This window comes from Bifidobacterium sp. LH_558 (assembly GCF_056356295.1).
This window is the reverse complement of the sequence record NZ_JBKETZ010000003.1, coordinates 122,951-139,195: the sequence shown is the minus strand read 5'-3', so window position 1 is coordinate 139,195 and position 16,245 is coordinate 122,951. Positions and strand designations below refer to the sequence as shown.

The 16,245-nt window shown below is 63.2% G+C and carries 14 protein-coding genes; 11 read left to right on the top strand and 3 right to left on the bottom strand.

Annotation, left to right across the window (positions count from 1 at the left end; all coding sequences use genetic code 11):
- Window positions 1-28: 28 nt before the first annotated feature.
- The 3 genes from AC1AV0_RS05400 to AC1AV0_RS05390 all read right to left on the bottom strand — a co-directional run bounded on the left by AC1AV0_RS05400 (window position 29) and on the right by AC1AV0_RS05390 (window position 3,608).
- Window positions 29-1,318, bottom strand: coding sequence for an MFS transporter (locus AC1AV0_RS05400; protein ID WP_476571858.1), 1,290 nt, complete (start codon window positions 1,316-1,318; stop codon window positions 29-31).
- Window positions 1,319-1,516: 198 nt separating this feature from the next.
- Entirely contained in the window at window positions 1,517-2,860 is a 1,344-nt protein-coding gene (locus AC1AV0_RS05395) for a nucleobase:cation symporter-2 family protein (RefSeq protein ID WP_476571856.1), read from the bottom strand.
- 169 nt (window positions 2,861-3,029) lie between these two features.
- A complete protein-coding gene (locus AC1AV0_RS05390; RefSeq protein ID WP_476571854.1) occupies window positions 3,030-3,608 on the bottom strand; it encodes a xanthine phosphoribosyltransferase in 579 nt (192 codons plus the stop codon).
- Window positions 3,609-3,831: 223 nt separating this feature from the next.
- Between AC1AV0_RS05390 and AC1AV0_RS05385 the strand changes: the two genes are divergently transcribed.
- The 11 genes from AC1AV0_RS05385 to mltG all read left to right on the top strand — a co-directional run bounded on the left by AC1AV0_RS05385 (window position 3,832) and on the right by mltG (window position 16,240).
- Window positions 3,832-6,570, top strand: coding sequence for an ATP-dependent helicase (locus AC1AV0_RS05385; protein ID WP_476571852.1), 2,739 nt, complete (start codon window positions 3,832-3,834; stop codon window positions 6,568-6,570).
- Between the two features lie 105 nt (window positions 6,571-6,675).
- A complete protein-coding gene (locus tag AC1AV0_RS05380) occupies window positions 6,676-7,077 on the top strand; it encodes a DUF4418 family protein (RefSeq protein ID WP_476571850.1) in 402 nt (133 codons plus the stop codon).
- Between the two features lies 1 nt (window position 7,078).
- Window positions 7,079-8,290 (top strand): ABC transporter permease, encoded by a 1,212-nt coding sequence (locus AC1AV0_RS05375; protein WP_476571848.1) that lies wholly within the window; start codon window positions 7,079-7,081, stop codon window positions 8,288-8,290.
- 70 nt (window positions 8,291-8,360) lie between these two features.
- Window positions 8,361-9,293 (top strand): ABC transporter ATP-binding protein, encoded by a 933-nt coding sequence (locus AC1AV0_RS05370; protein ID WP_476572219.1) that lies wholly within the window; start codon window positions 8,361-8,363, stop codon window positions 9,291-9,293.
- 223 nt (window positions 9,294-9,516) lie between these two features.
- Complete coding sequence (gene rpsD, locus AC1AV0_RS05365; protein WP_476571846.1) at window positions 9,517-10,143, top strand: 30S ribosomal protein S4; 627 nt, start codon at window positions 9,517-9,519, stop codon at window positions 10,141-10,143.
- A 276-nt stretch (window positions 10,144-10,419) separates the two neighbouring features.
- Entirely contained in the window at window positions 10,420-11,094 is a 675-nt protein-coding gene (locus AC1AV0_RS05360; RefSeq protein ID WP_476571844.1) for a histidine phosphatase family protein, read from the top strand.
- An 81-nt stretch (window positions 11,095-11,175) separates the two neighbouring features.
- Complete coding sequence (locus tag AC1AV0_RS05355) at window positions 11,176-11,553, top strand: DUF948 domain-containing protein (RefSeq protein WP_476571842.1); 378 nt, start codon at window positions 11,176-11,178, stop codon at window positions 11,551-11,553.
- Entirely contained in the window at window positions 11,553-11,789 is a 237-nt protein-coding gene (locus AC1AV0_RS05350) for a hypothetical protein (protein ID WP_476571840.1), read from the top strand. The genes AC1AV0_RS05355 and AC1AV0_RS05350 overlap by 1 nt, the downstream gene beginning before the upstream one ends.
- A 113-nt stretch (window positions 11,790-11,902) precedes the next feature.
- On the top strand, window positions 11,903-14,581 hold the full coding sequence (alaS, locus tag AC1AV0_RS05345) for an alanine--tRNA ligase (RefSeq protein WP_476571838.1): 2,679 nt from the start codon (window positions 11,903-11,905) through the stop codon (window positions 14,579-14,581).
- 11 nt (window positions 14,582-14,592) lie between these two features.
- Window positions 14,593-15,072, top strand: a complete 480-nt coding sequence (gene ruvX / locus AC1AV0_RS05340) for a Holliday junction resolvase RuvX (RefSeq protein WP_476571836.1) — start codon at window positions 14,593-14,595, stop codon at window positions 15,070-15,072.
- Window positions 15,062-16,240, top strand: a complete 1,179-nt coding sequence (gene mltG, locus AC1AV0_RS05335; RefSeq protein WP_476571834.1) for an endolytic transglycosylase MltG — start codon at window positions 15,062-15,064, stop codon at window positions 16,238-16,240. Before ruvX ends, mltG begins: the two co-directional genes overlap by 11 nt.
- The last annotated feature ends 5 nt before the right edge of the window (window positions 16,241-16,245 follow it).

Here is a 16,245-nt window from a genome sequence, read left to right as displayed (position 1 = left end):
TATGTGTTCCATACGGCACCCGACGTGTTTAGTCGCGTTCGAGATGGCGGATGCTGGGAATCAGCCATGTGATCGCGGCGAGGGCGAGCATCAGCGCGCCCGAGCCGACGAACCAGATCGGCGCGCCGACCCTATCGACGAACAGCGACGATGCCGCCGTTCCGATGGGCAGCGCCCACGCCATCAGACTGCCGTAGAGGCCGAACACGCGGCCGAGATACTCAGGCGAGATCCGTTGCTGAATCAGCGCGATCGACGGCGCGGAATACAACGGCGAACTGAATCCCATCACGAAACTCATGGCCAGGAACAGCAGGAATCCGCCGCTGCCGGCCAGACCTCCCACCACCGTGGCCGCGCCGAACACCACGGTGGCGAGCACCACGCTGGCCACCTTGCTGCGCAATCCGCCGGTGAATCCGATCAGCGCGCTGCACACCAGCATGCCGATGGAGAACAGCATTTCCGCCGTGGCCGCGCCCGTCGTTCCGCTATGGAAATGGCTGATGCATAGCACCGGGAACAACGCGCTGATGGGGGAGAGCGCCAGCGTGAACATGAACCCGCACAGCAGCAGCGAAAACAGTCCCTTGTCCGCGCGCAGCACACGCAATCCATCCAAGGATTCGCGCCAGATGCGCGCCATCGCCGCCGCAATGCCGGGCGACGATTGGGCGGTGGCTTCCGCGGTCTGCGACTCCTCCTGCCTGCCGCCGACCTCAAGACGGGCCGACAGTACCGCGATCGAAGCGAACAGAGCGCCGGCCACGTCAAGCGCGACCATCGCGCCCAAGCCGAACAACGGATAGATCACGGCCGCCAACGCGGCGCCGACGATATACCCGCCCGACTGCACGCCTTGGCTGATGCCGGACAAGCGGCCCAACGCCTCGGGCGGGGCGATCATAGGAGTGAGACTGTTGAACGCCGGCGTATGCAGCGACGAGCCGATCGCCCTGAGGAACAGGGCGATGACCACCATCCAAACCGGCAGATCGCCGGCGATGGCGAACAGCAGCGCGACAAGACTGACGGCGGCGATGCTCAGGTCGGCGGTGATCAACGTGATTTTGATGGGGTAGCGGTCCACGATCACGCCGGTGAACGGGCCGATCAGCGCCAGCGGCAGGAATCCCGCCGCCGAAGCCAGGGCGACCATGCTGGCGGAATTCGTCTGCGCCATAATATGCCAGATGAATCCCATCTGCAGGATGGAACTGGTGAGTACGGATATGGCCTCGCCACCCCAGACGACGCCGATCTGACGTTTCCATGCGGTTGAGCGCGCATGAGGGTGTATGTGATTGTCGAAAGACATAATAAAACTCCGCGGTGTGAATGATTGGATATAACGACTTCACAGGCCGCAGCATGAAAAGCGGGACTGCGGCCGACTAGCGCAGCCGCATGCGCACGATGAACATGAAAAACCCTCCCTCGTCGGAAGATGCGTACGTACCGTGTACCAGTGTAGCAGCTTGGGACGGGGGAGGGTTTTGGGAACGTGAGATTAAGGTCAGTCCGCCGCCGGCGCGCTCAAGAAGTGCTCCTCGCTGGGGAGGACGGCGTTGAGGATCACGGCCACCACGAAGGCGACGGCGATGCAGTTCGAGGCGAAGATCGACTGGAACAGCGCCGGGAAGTGCACGAAGATGTCGCTCACCTGCGTGAAACCGATGCCGATGGTCAGCGAAAGCGCCGCGATGGTGATGTTGCGCTGCGAGTAGCCCGCTTCGGAGATCATCTGGAAGCCGGAGAGGATGATGTTGCCGAACATCATGATCGTGCAGCCGCCGAGCACCGCCTGCGGCAGCGAGTTGAACACTTCGGCGATGGCCGGCACGAAGCTCGCCACGATCAGAATCACACCGCCGGAGAGGATCACCTTGCGGTTGACGACCTTGGTCATGGCCACGAGACCGATGTTCTGCGCGAAGGAGGTCAGCGGCAGGCAGCCGAACAGACCGGAGACGGAGGAGATCAGACCGTCGCCCGCGATCGCGCCCGCGGTCTCCTTCTCCGTGGGCAGACGGTTCAGGCCCACCTTGGTCAGCGCGGCCGTGTCGCCCAGCACCTCGACCGAGGAGACGACGTACAGCAGACCCAGTGAAATGATCGCACCCCAATCGAATTCGGGCTTGAACGGCATGAACTGTGGCACGGAGACGATGGCGAGATCAGTAAAGCCGGAGAAATCGACTTTGCCCATGCAGATGGCCACCACATAGCCCACCACGAGGCCGAACAGCACGGACAGCTGCTTGGCGGTGCCCTTCATCAGCAGCTGGAAGGCGAGGCAGGCCACTAGGGAGATCAGGCCGAGCGTGAGGTTCTGCCACGAGCCGAAGTCCTCAGCGCCGTCGCCGCCGCCGAAGCTCGTCGCGCCCACGGTCAGCAGGGAGAAGCCGATCGAGGTGACCACGATGGCAGAGACGATCGGCGGGACGAAACGACGCCAATACTTGGCGGTCAGGCCCAGCACCAGTTCGAGGATGCCGCCGACCAGCACCGCACCGACGACCGCGCCGTAGCCTTTATCGGCGCAGATGGCGACCGCGGCGGCCACATAGGTGAACGAGATGCCGGTCACCATCGGCAGGCGCGAGCCGATGCGCCACGCGCCATACAACTGCAGGCAGGTGCCGAGGCCTGCCACCAGCAGGCCGGCCTGGATGATGGTCGCGGACTGCGCGTCCGTCATATTCGCGGCCGAGGCGACGATGAAGATCGGGGCGAGATTCGCCACGAACATCGCCATTACGTGCTGCAGGCCGAACGGAATGCCCTTCCAGAACGACACGGGGGTGTCGAGGGAGGTCAGCGCCTCCATCGAAATGCCTGCTTTCTTCTTCTCTTCCATAGGTTCCTCTCTAGGGATTGCATTGGTGGATGTGAGATGTGCGTTTACGTAGGAGATGCTTCGACTCCGCTACGCTCCGCTCAGCATGACGGTCTGTTGTCGTCATGCTGAGCGAAGCCGTAGGCGGAGTCGAAGCATCTCACAGTGCGTTCGTAATAGGAATGGTCACTCAGCGGAATTCGATGACGCCGGTTTCGGCATCCATGGACTCGACGATGGCCAGCGAATCCACGTCGTAGCCTTCCTCACGCAGCTTGTCGCCGCCGCCCTGGAAGCCCTTCTCCACGGCGATGCCGATGCCCTCGACGCTCGCGCCCGCGGCCTCGCACAACGCGATCAGACCGCGCAACGCCTTGCCGTTGGCCAGGAAGTCGTCGATGAGCAGCACGCGGTCGCCCGCCTCGAGATACTTCTTCGAGACGATCACCGGGAATTCCTTCTGCTTGGTGAAGGAATACACGGTGGTGGTGTACTGGTCGCCGTCCAGATTGATCGACTGCGCCTTCTTGGCGAACACGACCGGCGCATTGCCGAAATGACGCGCGGCCATGCACGCGATGCCGATGCCGGAGGCCTCGATGGTGAGGATCTTGGTGATTTGCTTGTTGGCGAAATGCTCGGCCCAGGCGGCACCCATCTGATCGAACAGGGACACGTCGCACTGGTGGTTGAGGAAGGCGTCGACCTTCAGCACGTTGCCCGGCTTGACCGTTCCGTCCTGACGGATGCGCTCTTCGAGTTCCTTCATGAAACACTCCTCGTGTGGTGGGGCGAAAAGGGTATGGGAAAACCATACGCCCTGTAGTTGACGCTCAGCGGCACCTGCCGTGGCGAGGAGGAAGCGGTCATCCACCATGGAATTCTGACTTGGCGGTGTGGTAGACATGATGGGCGCATATGCGTTGCCCTCCGCGCGATGGATTGACGGACACGACGGATGGGAACGCCGGTCGGATAACAGGAGGAGCACAGTGCAGCAGGATCCCGATGTCATCGCACGCACCGCAGAGGAACTCGTGGGCGATCTCAATCCGCAACAGGGCGAGGCCGTGCAATACCAAGGCCCGGCGCTGCTGATCGGCGCGGGCGCGGGCTCCGGCAAAACCCGAGTGCTCACCCGCCGCATCGCATGGATTCTCAGCCAATTCGGCGCATGGCCCAGCCAGATCCTCGCCATCACCTTCACCAACAAAGCCGCCGCCGAAATGCGCGAACGCCTCGCCACCCTGATCGGACCGGTCGTCCAACGCATGTGGGTATCGACCTTCCATTCGGCCTGCGTGCGCATCCTGCGCCGCGACGGCCAGTCCATTGGGCTCAAATCGGGCTTCTCCATCTACGATTCCGCCGATTCGGAACGCCTGATCAAAATCATCGCCACCGAATTCAATCTTGACGTCAAGCGCTACACCCCACGCTCCATCCTGGGCAAAATCTCCGACCTGAAGAACAATCTGACCGGATGGAAGGAATACCTCGCCGTACACGCGCCGGACTTCACGCCGGGGCAGCGCGGCTACCAGTTCGGCCACGTAGGCGATTTGGAAGCCATCCACGCCGTGCTCTACGCCGAATACGAATACCGCCTCGGGCTGGCCAACGCCGTCGACTTCGACGACCTGATCGGGCGCACCGTCGAACTGCTGCGTACCGACCCGCAGGTGGCCGACTACTACCACCACCGCTTCCGCTATATCCTCGTCGACGAGTATCAGGACACCAACCACGCCCAATACGTGCTCGTGCGCGAACTCGCCGGAGTGGACGCGCGCGAATCCGCCGAACCCACGGGCAACAACGGACGGTTCGCCGGCAAAACCGGCCCCGCATGGATCACCGTCGTGGGCGACTCCGACCAGTCCATCTACGCCTTCCGCGGCGCCGACATCCGCAACATCCAAGACTTCGAGCAGGATTTCCCCAACGCGAAAACCATCATGCTCGAACAGAACTACCGCTCCACACAAACCATCCTCGACGCGGCCAACGCCGTCATCACCAACAACGAAGGCCGCAAACCGAAGAAACTGTGGACCGCCATGGGCAAAGGCGAGCCGATCGTGGGCTACGCGGCCGACAACGCGCAGCAGGAGGCCGCATGGGTGGCCGGCGAAATCGCCCGCCTGCACGCCGAGGAAGGCATCGCCTACTCCGACATGGCCATCATGTACCGCGCCAACGCGCAGTCACGTTCACTGGAAGAGGCATTGATCAACGGGGGAGAACCCTACCAGCTGGTCGGCGGCACGAAATTCTACGAACGCAGGGAGGTCAAGGACGCGCTCGCCTACCTGCAGGCGCTGGTCAATCCCGACGACGACGTGAATCTGCGCCGCATCCTCAACGTACCCAAGCGCGGACTCGGCGACCGGGCCGAAGGCATTCTGCTTAACTACGCGCGCGAGCATGGCGCCAGCTTCTTCTACGCGCTGATGCATGTGGACGAGATCCAGGATATGCCCACGCGCACCGCCAACCAGTTGCGGGCCTTCCGCGATCTGATGGCCTCGCTTTCGCAGTTCACCCGCGCGCATGACGCCAAACCCAGCGAGGTCGTGGCCGAAGTGCTCGACAAGTCGGGCCTGCGCGCCGACTTGGAGAAATCCGTCGACCCGCAGGACGCCTCTCGCCTGGAGAATCTCTCCCAGCTGCAATCCACGGCCGCGGAATTCGAGCAGAAAACCCCGGACGCCACGCTGGCGGGCTTTTTGGAGACCACGGCACTGGTGGCCGATTCCGACCAACTGCCCGACGAGGGCGAGGATTCCGGCAAGGTCACGCTGATGACCCTGCACACCGCGAAGGGCCTGGAATACCCGGTGGTGTTCCTCACCGGCATGGAGCAGGGCACCTTCCCGCATTCGCGCGCCATGGAGGATATCAGCGAGCTGTCCGAGGAGCGTCGTCTCGCCTACGTGGGCATCACGCGCGCCAAGCGGCGGCTGTATGTGACGCGCGCGGCCGTGCGCTCGCAGTGGGGGCAGGCCAGCGACATGATGCCCAGCCAGTTCCTCGACGAGATTCCCGACGAGCTGATCGATTGGAAGCGGCGCGAAGCCGGCGTGGAGCGCATGCGCGGCGCTTGGGGCCGCGATGACTTCGACGATGATTTCGGCGGCTGGGACGACGACTTCTCCTCCGGAGCGACGTTCGGCGGATCCGGCTCTTCGTATGGCTCTTCGTATGGTTCGTCATATGGGTCGAGTTCCCGATACGGTTCGTCGTATGGTTCGGGATCGTCATCGTATGGTTCCGGCTCCAAGTACGGCGGATCGGGCTATGGGGCCGGTTCGTATGGCGGATCCTCATACGGCTCAGGTTCGGGCGGACGTTCCTACGGGTCGGGTTCCGGTTCGCGCTCCTATGGTTCCTCCAGTTCCCGATACGGCTCAGGTTCGGGCTCGTCGTATGGTTCCGGACGCTCGGGCTCCGCCGCCTCGGGCGGCACGCGCGGCGGCAAGGTGACCACGCGTCGCGTCGCGCCGAAATCCGGCGGCGCGACCACGCAGCCCGCATCCTCGTTGAACAAGGACAACCAGCTGAACATCGCCGACTTCTCCATCGGCGACAAGGTGACGCACGACAAATTCGGACTCGGTACCGTCGTCGACTTGCAAGACAAGGGCCGCAATTCGGTGATCACCGTCGACTTCGGCTCCGCCGGCACCAAACGCCTCATGCTCCGACTGGCGCCGATAGAAAAACTCTGAAGGAGTTTTTCCCGCTACCACAGACCGGCATGCAAATCAAGTCTTGATTTTCTTGATGTTCGGCTGCATAATCTCGAAGGTTTATGCAACTGATGAGAGGACATCATGAAGAACAAGCTGATCGCATCACTGCCCGCCATCATCCTCGGCACGCTGACCGCCATCGCCCCGCAGACCTTCGCCCACGCCTGCGCCGGCCATGACGTTCCCGGTGCCTGCCACTACTCGGCGCTGGCGGCCAGCGGCGTCGGCGTGGTCATCGCCCTGCTTGGCGTGGCCGCCCTGTTCGTCGGCGCGCGCGAACGCATCGGCCTGAACATCGCCGTTGTGGCGAACGCACTGCTGGTGCTCGCCATCCCCACCGTGCTTATCGGCGTGTGCCAGGGCGCGATGATGCACTGCCGTATGGTGATGCTGCCCACGCTGATGGTGTTCGGCGCGCTCGCCATCGTCTGCGCCGTTATCGCCATCCTGATGGATTCCAAGGCCACCAAGACCGCCCGCTGACATGCCGCATATCACACTGGGCAGGCTGCCCTTCGAGAATCTCAAGCGCAAACCGTTCCGCACGGCCGCGCTCTTGGTGATCGTCACCATGCTTTCCGCCACCTTCTTCGGCGGCGCGATGCTGGCGCTGAATCTCAACGCCGGTTTGGACAGCATGCAGAAACGTCTGGGCGCCGACCTTATGGTCGTGCCGCAGAATACCGGTGCCAAAGCCGAGGCGCTGCTCACCAGCTCCACCTCGAGCACCTTCTACTTCACCAACGACATCGCCTCGCTGGTGAATCAGGCCGACGGCATCGCGCAATCCACTGTGCAGACCTACATCTCATCGCTCACCGCCGACTGCTGCGATGAGCAGGTGCAGATCATCGGATTCAACCCCGCCACCGACTTCGTCATCGAACCGTGGATCACCTCGGAATACGACCAGACGCTGGAGACGGGCCAGGTGATCGCCGGAGCGAACATCAACGTGTCCACATCCGGCACCATCAAACTCTACGACCACGAGTTCCCGGTGGCCGCCCAACTTGCCACCACCGGCACCAGTCTCGACAATTCCGTCTTCGTCAACCAGGAGACCATCCCGCGCATCGTGGGGTATTCGGCCCAGGTGGGGCATCCCGCAATCCCCGAGGAATACGCCGACACCGCCGTCTCCGCCGTGCTGGTCAAAGTGGCCGAGGGATACGAAGCGGAACAGGTGGCCGACAACATCACCGAGACTTCCGGACTCGACGGCTTGGGCTACGTGTATCCGGGCGGCATCACCGCCACCACGAAAACGAATCTGAACGCGATCGTCGGCTACGTCGCCGTGTTCCTCGCCGCCTTCTGGGTGATGGGCGTTGTCGTGCTGCTCGCCGTGTTCTCCTCATCCACCAACGAACGCAAACGCGAGTTCGCGTCGCTGCGCATCATGGGCGCGACCCGCGGCATGCTGGTGAAGCTGATCATCAAGGAATCCGCCCTATTGGGTGTGATCGGCGGCGTGATTGGCATCGTGCTCGCCTCGTTGGTGATTTTCCCGTTCAGCACGCTGATCGGGCGGCAATTGCAGCTGCCGTACCTGCAGGCCGGCGTGCCGACCACGCTGGGGTTGATGCTTGCCGGACTGGTGTTCGCCGTGGTCACCGGCATGCTCGCCTCGGTGCTGAGCGCCTACCGTCTGTCGAAACCGGAGACCTATCTCATGCTCAGAGAGGGGGAGTGACGCGCATGATCGAACTCCTACCCCTTGGTTGTCTCGGATATGGAGAAGAGGAGGCGAAGCGATGGCGGAGATGAACCAGCCGCATGCAGCAGCCCCTGGCACAACGACGCAAGACCGTGAAACGCCTTTGCTCGCGATTCATGATCTGACCCGCGAGTTCAAACGCCGAGGCGAAGACTTCGCCGCCGTCGACCACGTGGACCTTGCAGTGGACTCCGGTGAGCTCGTCGCGATCGTCGGGCGTTCCGGCAACGGCAAAAGCACGCTGCTCAACCTCATCACCGGACTGCTCAAACCTACATCGGGTTCGGTCTCGGTGGGCGGACGTGATGTGGCGTCGCTCGGGGACCGTGAGATTTCGGCCCTGCGCAATACGGTTATCGGATTCGTGCCGCAGAGCCACACGCTGCTCGGCAACCTCACCGTGCTCGACAATGTGATCCTGCCCGCCGTGTTGGGCGGTGGGGGAGCGGCCTCGGCGGGACGAGATCCCTCGACTGCGCTCGGGATGACGAATGTTGGGACTTCCCTCGCATCGAGTGGCGAACCTCCTGTCGCATCGGGTGAAAACCCCTCCGTCATTCCGAGCGGAGTCGAGGAATCTTCCGACGTGCGGCTTGACTCGGACATGCCCGACGTCATCGCGCCGATGCCCGCCGCTGCGGCGCAGCCGAACGAATCCGATTCGTTGACGGATCGTGCCATGACGCTGCTGGAGCGTCTGGGCGTGGCCGACCTGTCCGCCTGCTATCCGAAGGAACTCTCCGGCGGCGAGATGCGGCGCGTCTCCATCGCCCGCGCCCTGATGAACAATCCCCAGCTGCTGATCGCGGACGAACCCACCGGCGACCTCGACGCGGAAAGCACCGCCATCGTCATGCGCCTGCTGCGCGAAACCGCGGACCGGGGCACCGCCGTGCTTATGGTCACGCACGATCCCGACGCGCTGGCCTACGTCGACCGCCGCTACCGCATGGACCGCGGCGTCCTCACCCAGGACTGACGCTTGTCACGAGGCGCGGGTACTATGTTCACTTTGGTGTGTCCCATCAGGGACGCACTGTCTGGAGCCTTAGCCCATCAACGGGTCGGCGGCCCGAATCCGTAAGGAAACAGGCCGTTCGTGAGCGATCACGACGAAGCGTTGGAGAGGCCGGCTCAGCGCGGGGACTCACCCAAGAATCCTCGCGTTCCGTTCAGACAACGACAGAAAGAATAGGAATATCATGACGAACGTTCAGCGTTCCCGCCGTCAGGTGCGTCTTTCCCGCGCCCTGGGCATCGCACTGACCCCCAAGGCTCAGCGCATCTTCGAGAAGCGTCCGTACGCCCCCGGCGAGCACGGCCGCACCCGCCGCCGCACCGAGTCCGATTACGCGGTGCGTCTGCGCGAGAAGCAGCGTCTGCGCGCTCAGTACGGCATCTCCGAGAAGCAGCTGCGCGCCGCTTACGAGAAGGCGACCCGCACCGCCGGCCAGACCGGTAACGCCATGCTGCAGGATCTCGAGGTCCGCCTCGACAACCTGGTGCTGCGCTCCGGCTTCGCCCGCACGACCGCCCAGGCCCGTCAGTTCGTGGTGCACCGTCACATCCTCGTCGACGGCAACATCGTGGACCGCCCGTCCTACCGCGTCAAGCCCGGCCAGACCATCCAGGTGAAGGCCAAGAGCCAGACCACGGTGCCGTTCCAGATCGCCGCCGAAGGCGTGCATCGCGACGTGCTGCCCCAGGTTCCCGGCTACCTCGACGTGAACCTGGCCTCCCTGAAGGCCACCCTGACCCGCAAGCCGGAAGCCGAAGAGGTGCCGGTGCAGGTCAACATCCAGTACGTGGTCGAATTCTACGCTCGCTGATCCTCAGCGAACCCATCCTTTAGGACATACCGGACGATGCCCCGTGGCCCACAGCGGCTGCGGGGCATCGTTCGTTGTGCGGGGTCGCACGGGCCGACGCCCCGGCCTCTCCCGTGCGACCCTCAAATCCCAACGAAGCACGGCGAAACGCACATGTTCCTTGCGAAATCACCGTCATTCCGGCGATTGACGCTGTTACCCGATGTTCGGTTTCTGTTCGGAAAAGTCGCACGGAAACGATTGCGACGCGCCATCGTGCGCGTACACTTGGGAGACATGATTCTGCATCTGCATCTCGTCCGCCACGGACAGACCTATTTCAACCGATACAACCGTCTGCAAGGATGGTCGAACTCGCCGCTGACCGAAGCGGGACTCGCCGACGCCGTCACGGCGGGGGAGAAGCTCAAAGGACTCGATTTCGCCGCCGCCTACTGTTCGGACACCACGCGCGCCCAGATGACCGCCGAGCGTGTGCTTGATATCAACGAGGCCGCCGGGCACGCACGACCCGCGCTGATCGCGGACATGCATTTCCGCGAACAATGCTACGGCTACTACGAAGGCCAGGATATGGCGATGGCCTGGTATGCGGCCGGCGCTCCGCACGGCGCGAAAACCTACAACGAGATCGTCTCGAAATTCGGACTCGCCGCCACGCGCGACTTCCTCAAAGAGGCCGACCCCTTCCATGACGCGGAATCCGATGAGGAATACTGGTCCCGCGTCGAAGGCGCGTTCGCGCTGATCGCCGCGAATCCCGACCTCCATGACGGCGACGATGTACTGCAGATCAGCCACGGCAACACCCTGCTCAGCCTCGCCCACCGCTTCGGTTCGGAAGATCTGGACTTAAGCGAGCGGCCCGCCAACGGTTCGGTCACCGTGCTTGATTTCGATACTTGCAAACCTTTCGCCGAGGCCATCACCATCACCGCGTACAACCGGTGATGATTCGCGCGTCGCACCTATTTATTAGTCTGGTGCGGTATTGTGTACGGAAGAGTTCGCTGAGCAGGAAAGAGGTTCAAGATGGCTGTAGGAGAGATCGCAGGTCTGATCGCGGCGATCGTGTTCGCGATCCTCGCCGGATTCATGATCTACCCGCTGATCCGCTTGGGCAAGCTGTTCGACCAGATCGCCGACACCGTCAAGCAATCAGGCGAACACGCCATTCCCGCGCTTGACGAGTCCGTGACCACGGTCCGTCAGGTCAACAAGTCGCTGGAGGATGTGAACAAGATCTCAGCTGCCGCCTCCACCACGGCGAACAACGTCGGCGCGCTCACCGATCTGTACGGATCCTTCCTTGGCAAGCCGGTGATCAAGGCGGCGTCCGCCGTGTACGCGCTGAAAAGCACCGCCCAGTCCTTCCTTGCCAAACAGAACACCGACCAAGGGGAGAAGTGATGTTCAAACGACTGTTCTGGATCGGAATCGGCGTGGTCGTCGGCGTGATGGCCGTCACCAAGGCGCAGGCCTATGTCAAGGCGCACACCCCCGATAGGGCGCGCCAGTTCCTGCTCGGTCCCGACCCTGAGAACGTGACGATGCAGACGCTGGAAGGCCTGATCGCCGAGTTCAACGCCACGCGCCGAGCCCGCGAGGCTGAACTCAACCAGCAATACGCGGACCGCGCCCGCTGACCCATAGGCACGACTGTTTTCGACGCATCAACGGCCCCGTCGGCCACCCGTAATTCTTCAACGATGGGCACTCACGCCCGCACACCACAACCCACAAGGAGCATGGCACCATAATGCGCACTTCTGAAATCGCGAAGCGCTACCTTGACTATTTCGAGAAGCACGACCATCTCGTCGTGCCGTCGGCGTCCCTGATCTCGCCGAATCCAACCACCCTGTTCACCATCGCCGGCATGGTGCCGTTCATCCCCTACCTCATGGGCGAGCAGACCGCGCCGTACCCGCGCATGGCCTCGAACCAGAAGTGCGTGCGCACGCTGGATATCGACGAGGTCGGCAAAACCACCCGCCACGGCACCTTCTTCCAGATGATCGGCAACTTCTCCTTCGGCGACTATTTCAAGGAGGAGGCCATCCACTACGCCTGGGAGCTGTTGACGCTGCCGGTCGAACAGGGCGGCTACGGACTGGCCCCCGAGAAGCTGTGGATGACCACGTTCACCGACGATGAGGAAGCCCGCGCCATGTGGCGCAACGAGGGCGTCGACCCCGAACATATCCAGATCATGGGCATGGAAGACAACTTCTGGACCACCGGCGGCCCCGGCCCCGGCGGCCCCTGCTCCGAGATCTACGTGGACCGCGGCCCCGAATACGGCGTTGAAGGCGGCCCGATCGCGGACGAGAACCGCTACATCGAAATCTGGGATCTCGTGTTCGAGAACTACGAGGTCGACAACGTCAAATCCAAAACCGACCTGCATATCGTGGGCGAGCTGGAGAACAAGAACATCGACACCGGCGCCGGTCTGGAACGACTGGCCTACCTGCTGCAGGGCAAGCAGAACATCTACGAGACCGACGAGGTCTACCCGGTGATCGAGGCGGCCGAACGCCTCTCCGGTCACAAGTACGGCGAGAACGCGGACGCCGACGTGCGTTTCCGTGTGGTCGCCGACCATGTGCGCTCCGCCCTGATGATCATGAGCGACGGCGTGCGTCCGAGCAACGTCGGCCGCGGCTACGTGCTGCGCCGTCTGCTGCGCCGCGTCGTGCGTTCGATGCGCATGCTCGGCGTGACCGATCCGGTGCTGCCCAGCCTGTTCCCGGTCTCCAAGGCCGCGATGGAAGCCAGCTACCCTGAGCTCAACGACACCTTCCACGACGTGACCGAAGCCGCCTACGGCGAGGAGGACACCTTCCTGCGCACGCTGGAGAACGGCACCACCATCCTCGACGTGGCCGTGAAGAAGGCCAAGGAGGCCGGTGAGGAGACCGTGTCCGGCAAGGACGCGTTCACCCTGCACGACACCTACGGCTTCCCGATCGAGCTGACCCTCGAGATGGCCGCCGAACAGGGCGTGAAGGTCGACGAGGCGAAGTTCCGCGAGCTGATGGCCGAGCAGAAGGGCCGTGCCCGCGCCGACGCGCTCAAGAAGCGCCACAACGTGGACCTCTCCGTCTACGACGATTTCAAGAAGACGCTCGCCCAGCCGATCGACTTCCTCGGCTACACCGACTTCTCCGCCCGTGGCACGGTGCTCGGCATCATGCAGGAGGGCAAGGGCTCCGTGCCCGCGGTCACCGCTCCGGCGACCGTCGAAGTGATCCTCGACCGCACGCCGTTCTATGCGGAGGCCGGCGGCCAGCTCGCCGACCAGGGCGAGATCCTCTCCGACGACGGCGCGGTGCTCGAGGTCGACGACGTGCAGAAGCCGATCAAGGACCTCATCGTGCACCAGTGCCGTCTGACCGAAGGCACGCTGGTGGTGGGCACGCAGGTCAACGCCAACATCGACCTGAACCGCCGCGGCGCCATCGCCCGCTCGCACACCGCCACCCACATGGTGCACAAGGCGCTGCGTGAGGAGCTCGGCCCGCAGGCCACCCAGCGCGGCTCCGAGGACGCCCCGAACCGTCTGCGCTTCGACTTCCAGTGGTCCAAGGCCCCGGCCAAGACCGTGATCAGCGCCGTCGAAGAGCGCGTGAACGACCGTCTGCGCGACAATCTGGCCGTCACCACCAACGAGATGAAGTTCGACGACGCCATCGCCCTGGGTGCCATGCACCTGTTCGGTGAGAAGTACGGCGACATCGTGCGCGTCGTGTCCATCGGCGAGGACGGCTGGAGCCGTGAGCTGTGCGGCGGCACCCACGTGGACCACGTCGGCAAGATCGGCGCGGTCAATATCATGTCCGAAGCCTCGATCGGTTCCGGCGTGCGCCGCGTGGACGCGCTGGTGGGCCAGAGCGCCTACGAATACAACGCCCGCGAGCATGCGCTCGTCTCGCAGCTGAGCGACAAGCTCAACGCGCGCCCCGACGAGCTGGCCGACCGCGTGAACACACTGCTCGCCAAGCTCAAGGAATCCGACCGCCGCTTGGCCGCGATGTATGAATCCCAGCTGGCCGCGTCCGTGCCGGAACTCGTGACGGCCGCCAAGAACACGAACCATGCGGTCAAGGTCGCGGTGAAGAACGTCGGACACTTCGGCTCCTTCGACGCGCTGCGCAAGACCGTGCTCGACGTGCGCGGACGCCTCGGTGAGGACGCCCCCGTGGTGGTGGCCCTCGCCGGCGTGAGCGAGGACGACAAGCCCATGGTGGCGGTCGCCACCAACGATTCCGCCCGCAAGCTCGGCATCAAGGCCGGCGATCTGGTGCGCGGCGCGTCCAAGATCCTCGGCGGCGGTGGCGGCGGCAAGCCGGACTTCGCCCAGGGCGGCGGCGCCGACGCGACGAAGATCGACGAGGCGCTGGAGGCGTTGTCCTCCGAGGTGGCGAAGGCCTGACCGATAAGCCTATGGTGTGGTTAGGCGTTGATCTTGGGAACGCACGGGTCGGACTCGCATTGTCCGACCCGGAGCTCACCCTTGCCCATCCGGCAGGCAACATCGCCGTGTACGGCGACTCCTTCTTCGCGCTGGAGGATGTGTGCGCCCTGATTGAGGATGAGCATGTCGACCATGTGATTGTGGGGCTTCCCCTGCAGATGGACGGCACGGAAGGCAAAAGCGCGAAAAAGGCCCGTCGATGGGCCGACAATCTCACTAAACGTTTGAATCTGCTGGTGGACGATGACCAGTCGCCGCTTCAGACGGTTCCACAGGTAACATTGGTTGATGAGCGGCTGACGACCGTCAGTGCGCACCGTCTGCTTCTCGACGCGTCGGTCCGCACGAACAAGCACAGGCCAGTCGTCGACCAACAGTCTGCTGTGGTGATATTGCAGACGGCACTTGATGGTGCCAGAGAGAAGAAGGAGGCGATCGATGTCCGATAGCTTCAACGATTTTTTCGATGAGAACACGCAGTGGGTCGATCCCTCCGAAGCGCCTCTCGGAGCGGAGCCTCCGCGCCCGCCGAAATCGCGCAAGGAGATGCGTCGCCGCCGCGCTCAGCGCACACGCAAGCGTGTGGTGCGCACGATCGTCGTCATCGTGGTATTGGCATTGCTGGCCGCCGGCGGATACTTCGGATACCGTGCGCTCGTCTCCTGGAGCGCCGCCCGCAACGCGCAACAGCAGCAGGCCGCGATTCAGGATTATTCCGGTCCCGGTGGCGAAGAGGTGCTGTTCACCGTGCAGCAGGGCGAGGGAGCGGTCCAGATTGCCGAGAACCTCACCGAGGCGGATATCATCAAGTCCGCGGCGGCGTTCACCACTGTGGTGGCCGCGAACAATCTGACGCTGTACCCCGGAACCTACACGCTGCGGCTGCAGATGGCCGCCGCCGACGTGGCGAACATCCTCTCCGACCAGACCAATGCCAGCGGCTTCCTTGAGGTGCGTCCCGGCGACCGCGTCTCCGCGGTGATCGCCAACGCCGTGCTGTTGACGGACTATACCGAAAGCGATTTCGAAAGCGTGATCAACGGCGGCGGCGACGGCATTCTGCCCTCCGAAGCCGAAGGCAGCTTCGAGGGTTGGTTGGAACCCGGCACCTACGACGTGCAGAACAAAACCGTCACCGAAATTCTGCAGGAGATGGTCAATGCCCGCATCGCCAAACTCGACGATTTGGGCGTTGCCGCCGACCAGCGCCAGCGCGTGCTTAAGATCGCATCCATCGCCGAGGCCGAGGTGAACCGTGAGGAGTACTACGGCAAGGTCACGCGCGTTATCGAGAACCGTCTTGCGGACGGCATGAATCTGGGCATGGACACCTCCTTGGCCTACGGTTTGGGCAAGAGCGCCAGCGAGATCACCGACGCGGATATAGCCGACACCTCGAACCTGTACAACCTGCACAACCACGAGGGATTGCCGCCCACGCCGATCAGCAATCCGGGAGACAACGCCATTGAAGCGGCGATCAACCCCGAAGAAGGCGATTGGATGTACTTCGTGACGGTCGACCTGTCCATCGGCGAAACCAAATTCGTCGCCACCGAAGACGAGTTCTGGCAGATCCGCGACGAATACAAGAACAACAACGAGAACGCCAACTAACATGC

Excerpts from the sequence above, each read along its gene's own strand:
- AC1AV0_RS05400 (WP_476571858.1), bottom strand. The coding sequence starts at position 1,318 with ATGTCTTTCGACAATCACATACACCCTCATGCGCGCTCAACCGCATGG.
- AC1AV0_RS05395 (WP_476571856.1), bottom strand. The coding sequence starts at position 2,860 with ATGGAAGAGAAGAAGAAAGCAGGCATTTCGATGGAGGCGCTGACCTCC.
- AC1AV0_RS05390 (WP_476571854.1), bottom strand. The coding sequence starts at position 3,608 with ATGAAGGAACTCGAAGAGCGCATCCGTCAGGACGGAACGGTCAAGCCG.
- AC1AV0_RS05380 (WP_476571850.1), top strand. The coding sequence starts at position 6,676 with ATGAAGAACAAGCTGATCGCATCACTGCCCGCCATCATCCTCGGCACG.
- AC1AV0_RS05375 (WP_476571848.1), top strand. The coding sequence starts at position 7,079 with ATGCCGCATATCACACTGGGCAGGCTGCCCTTCGAGAATCTCAAGCGC.
- AC1AV0_RS05370 (WP_476572219.1), top strand. The coding sequence starts at position 8,361 with ATGAACCAGCCGCATGCAGCAGCCCCTGGCACAACGACGCAAGACCGT.
- rpsD (WP_476571846.1), top strand. The coding sequence starts at position 9,517 with ATGACGAACGTTCAGCGTTCCCGCCGTCAGGTGCGTCTTTCCCGCGCC.
- AC1AV0_RS05360 (WP_476571844.1), top strand. The coding sequence starts at position 10,420 with ATGATTCTGCATCTGCATCTCGTCCGCCACGGACAGACCTATTTCAAC.
- AC1AV0_RS05355 (WP_476571842.1), top strand. The coding sequence starts at position 11,176 with ATGGCTGTAGGAGAGATCGCAGGTCTGATCGCGGCGATCGTGTTCGCG.
- AC1AV0_RS05350 (WP_476571840.1), top strand. The coding sequence starts at position 11,553 with ATGTTCAAACGACTGTTCTGGATCGGAATCGGCGTGGTCGTCGGCGTG.
- alaS (WP_476571838.1), top strand. The coding sequence starts at position 11,903 with ATGCGCACTTCTGAAATCGCGAAGCGCTACCTTGACTATTTCGAGAAG.
- ruvX (WP_476571836.1), top strand. The coding sequence starts at position 14,593 with ATGGTGTGGTTAGGCGTTGATCTTGGGAACGCACGGGTCGGACTCGCA.
- mltG (WP_476571834.1), top strand. The coding sequence starts at position 15,062 with ATGTCCGATAGCTTCAACGATTTTTTCGATGAGAACACGCAGTGGGTC.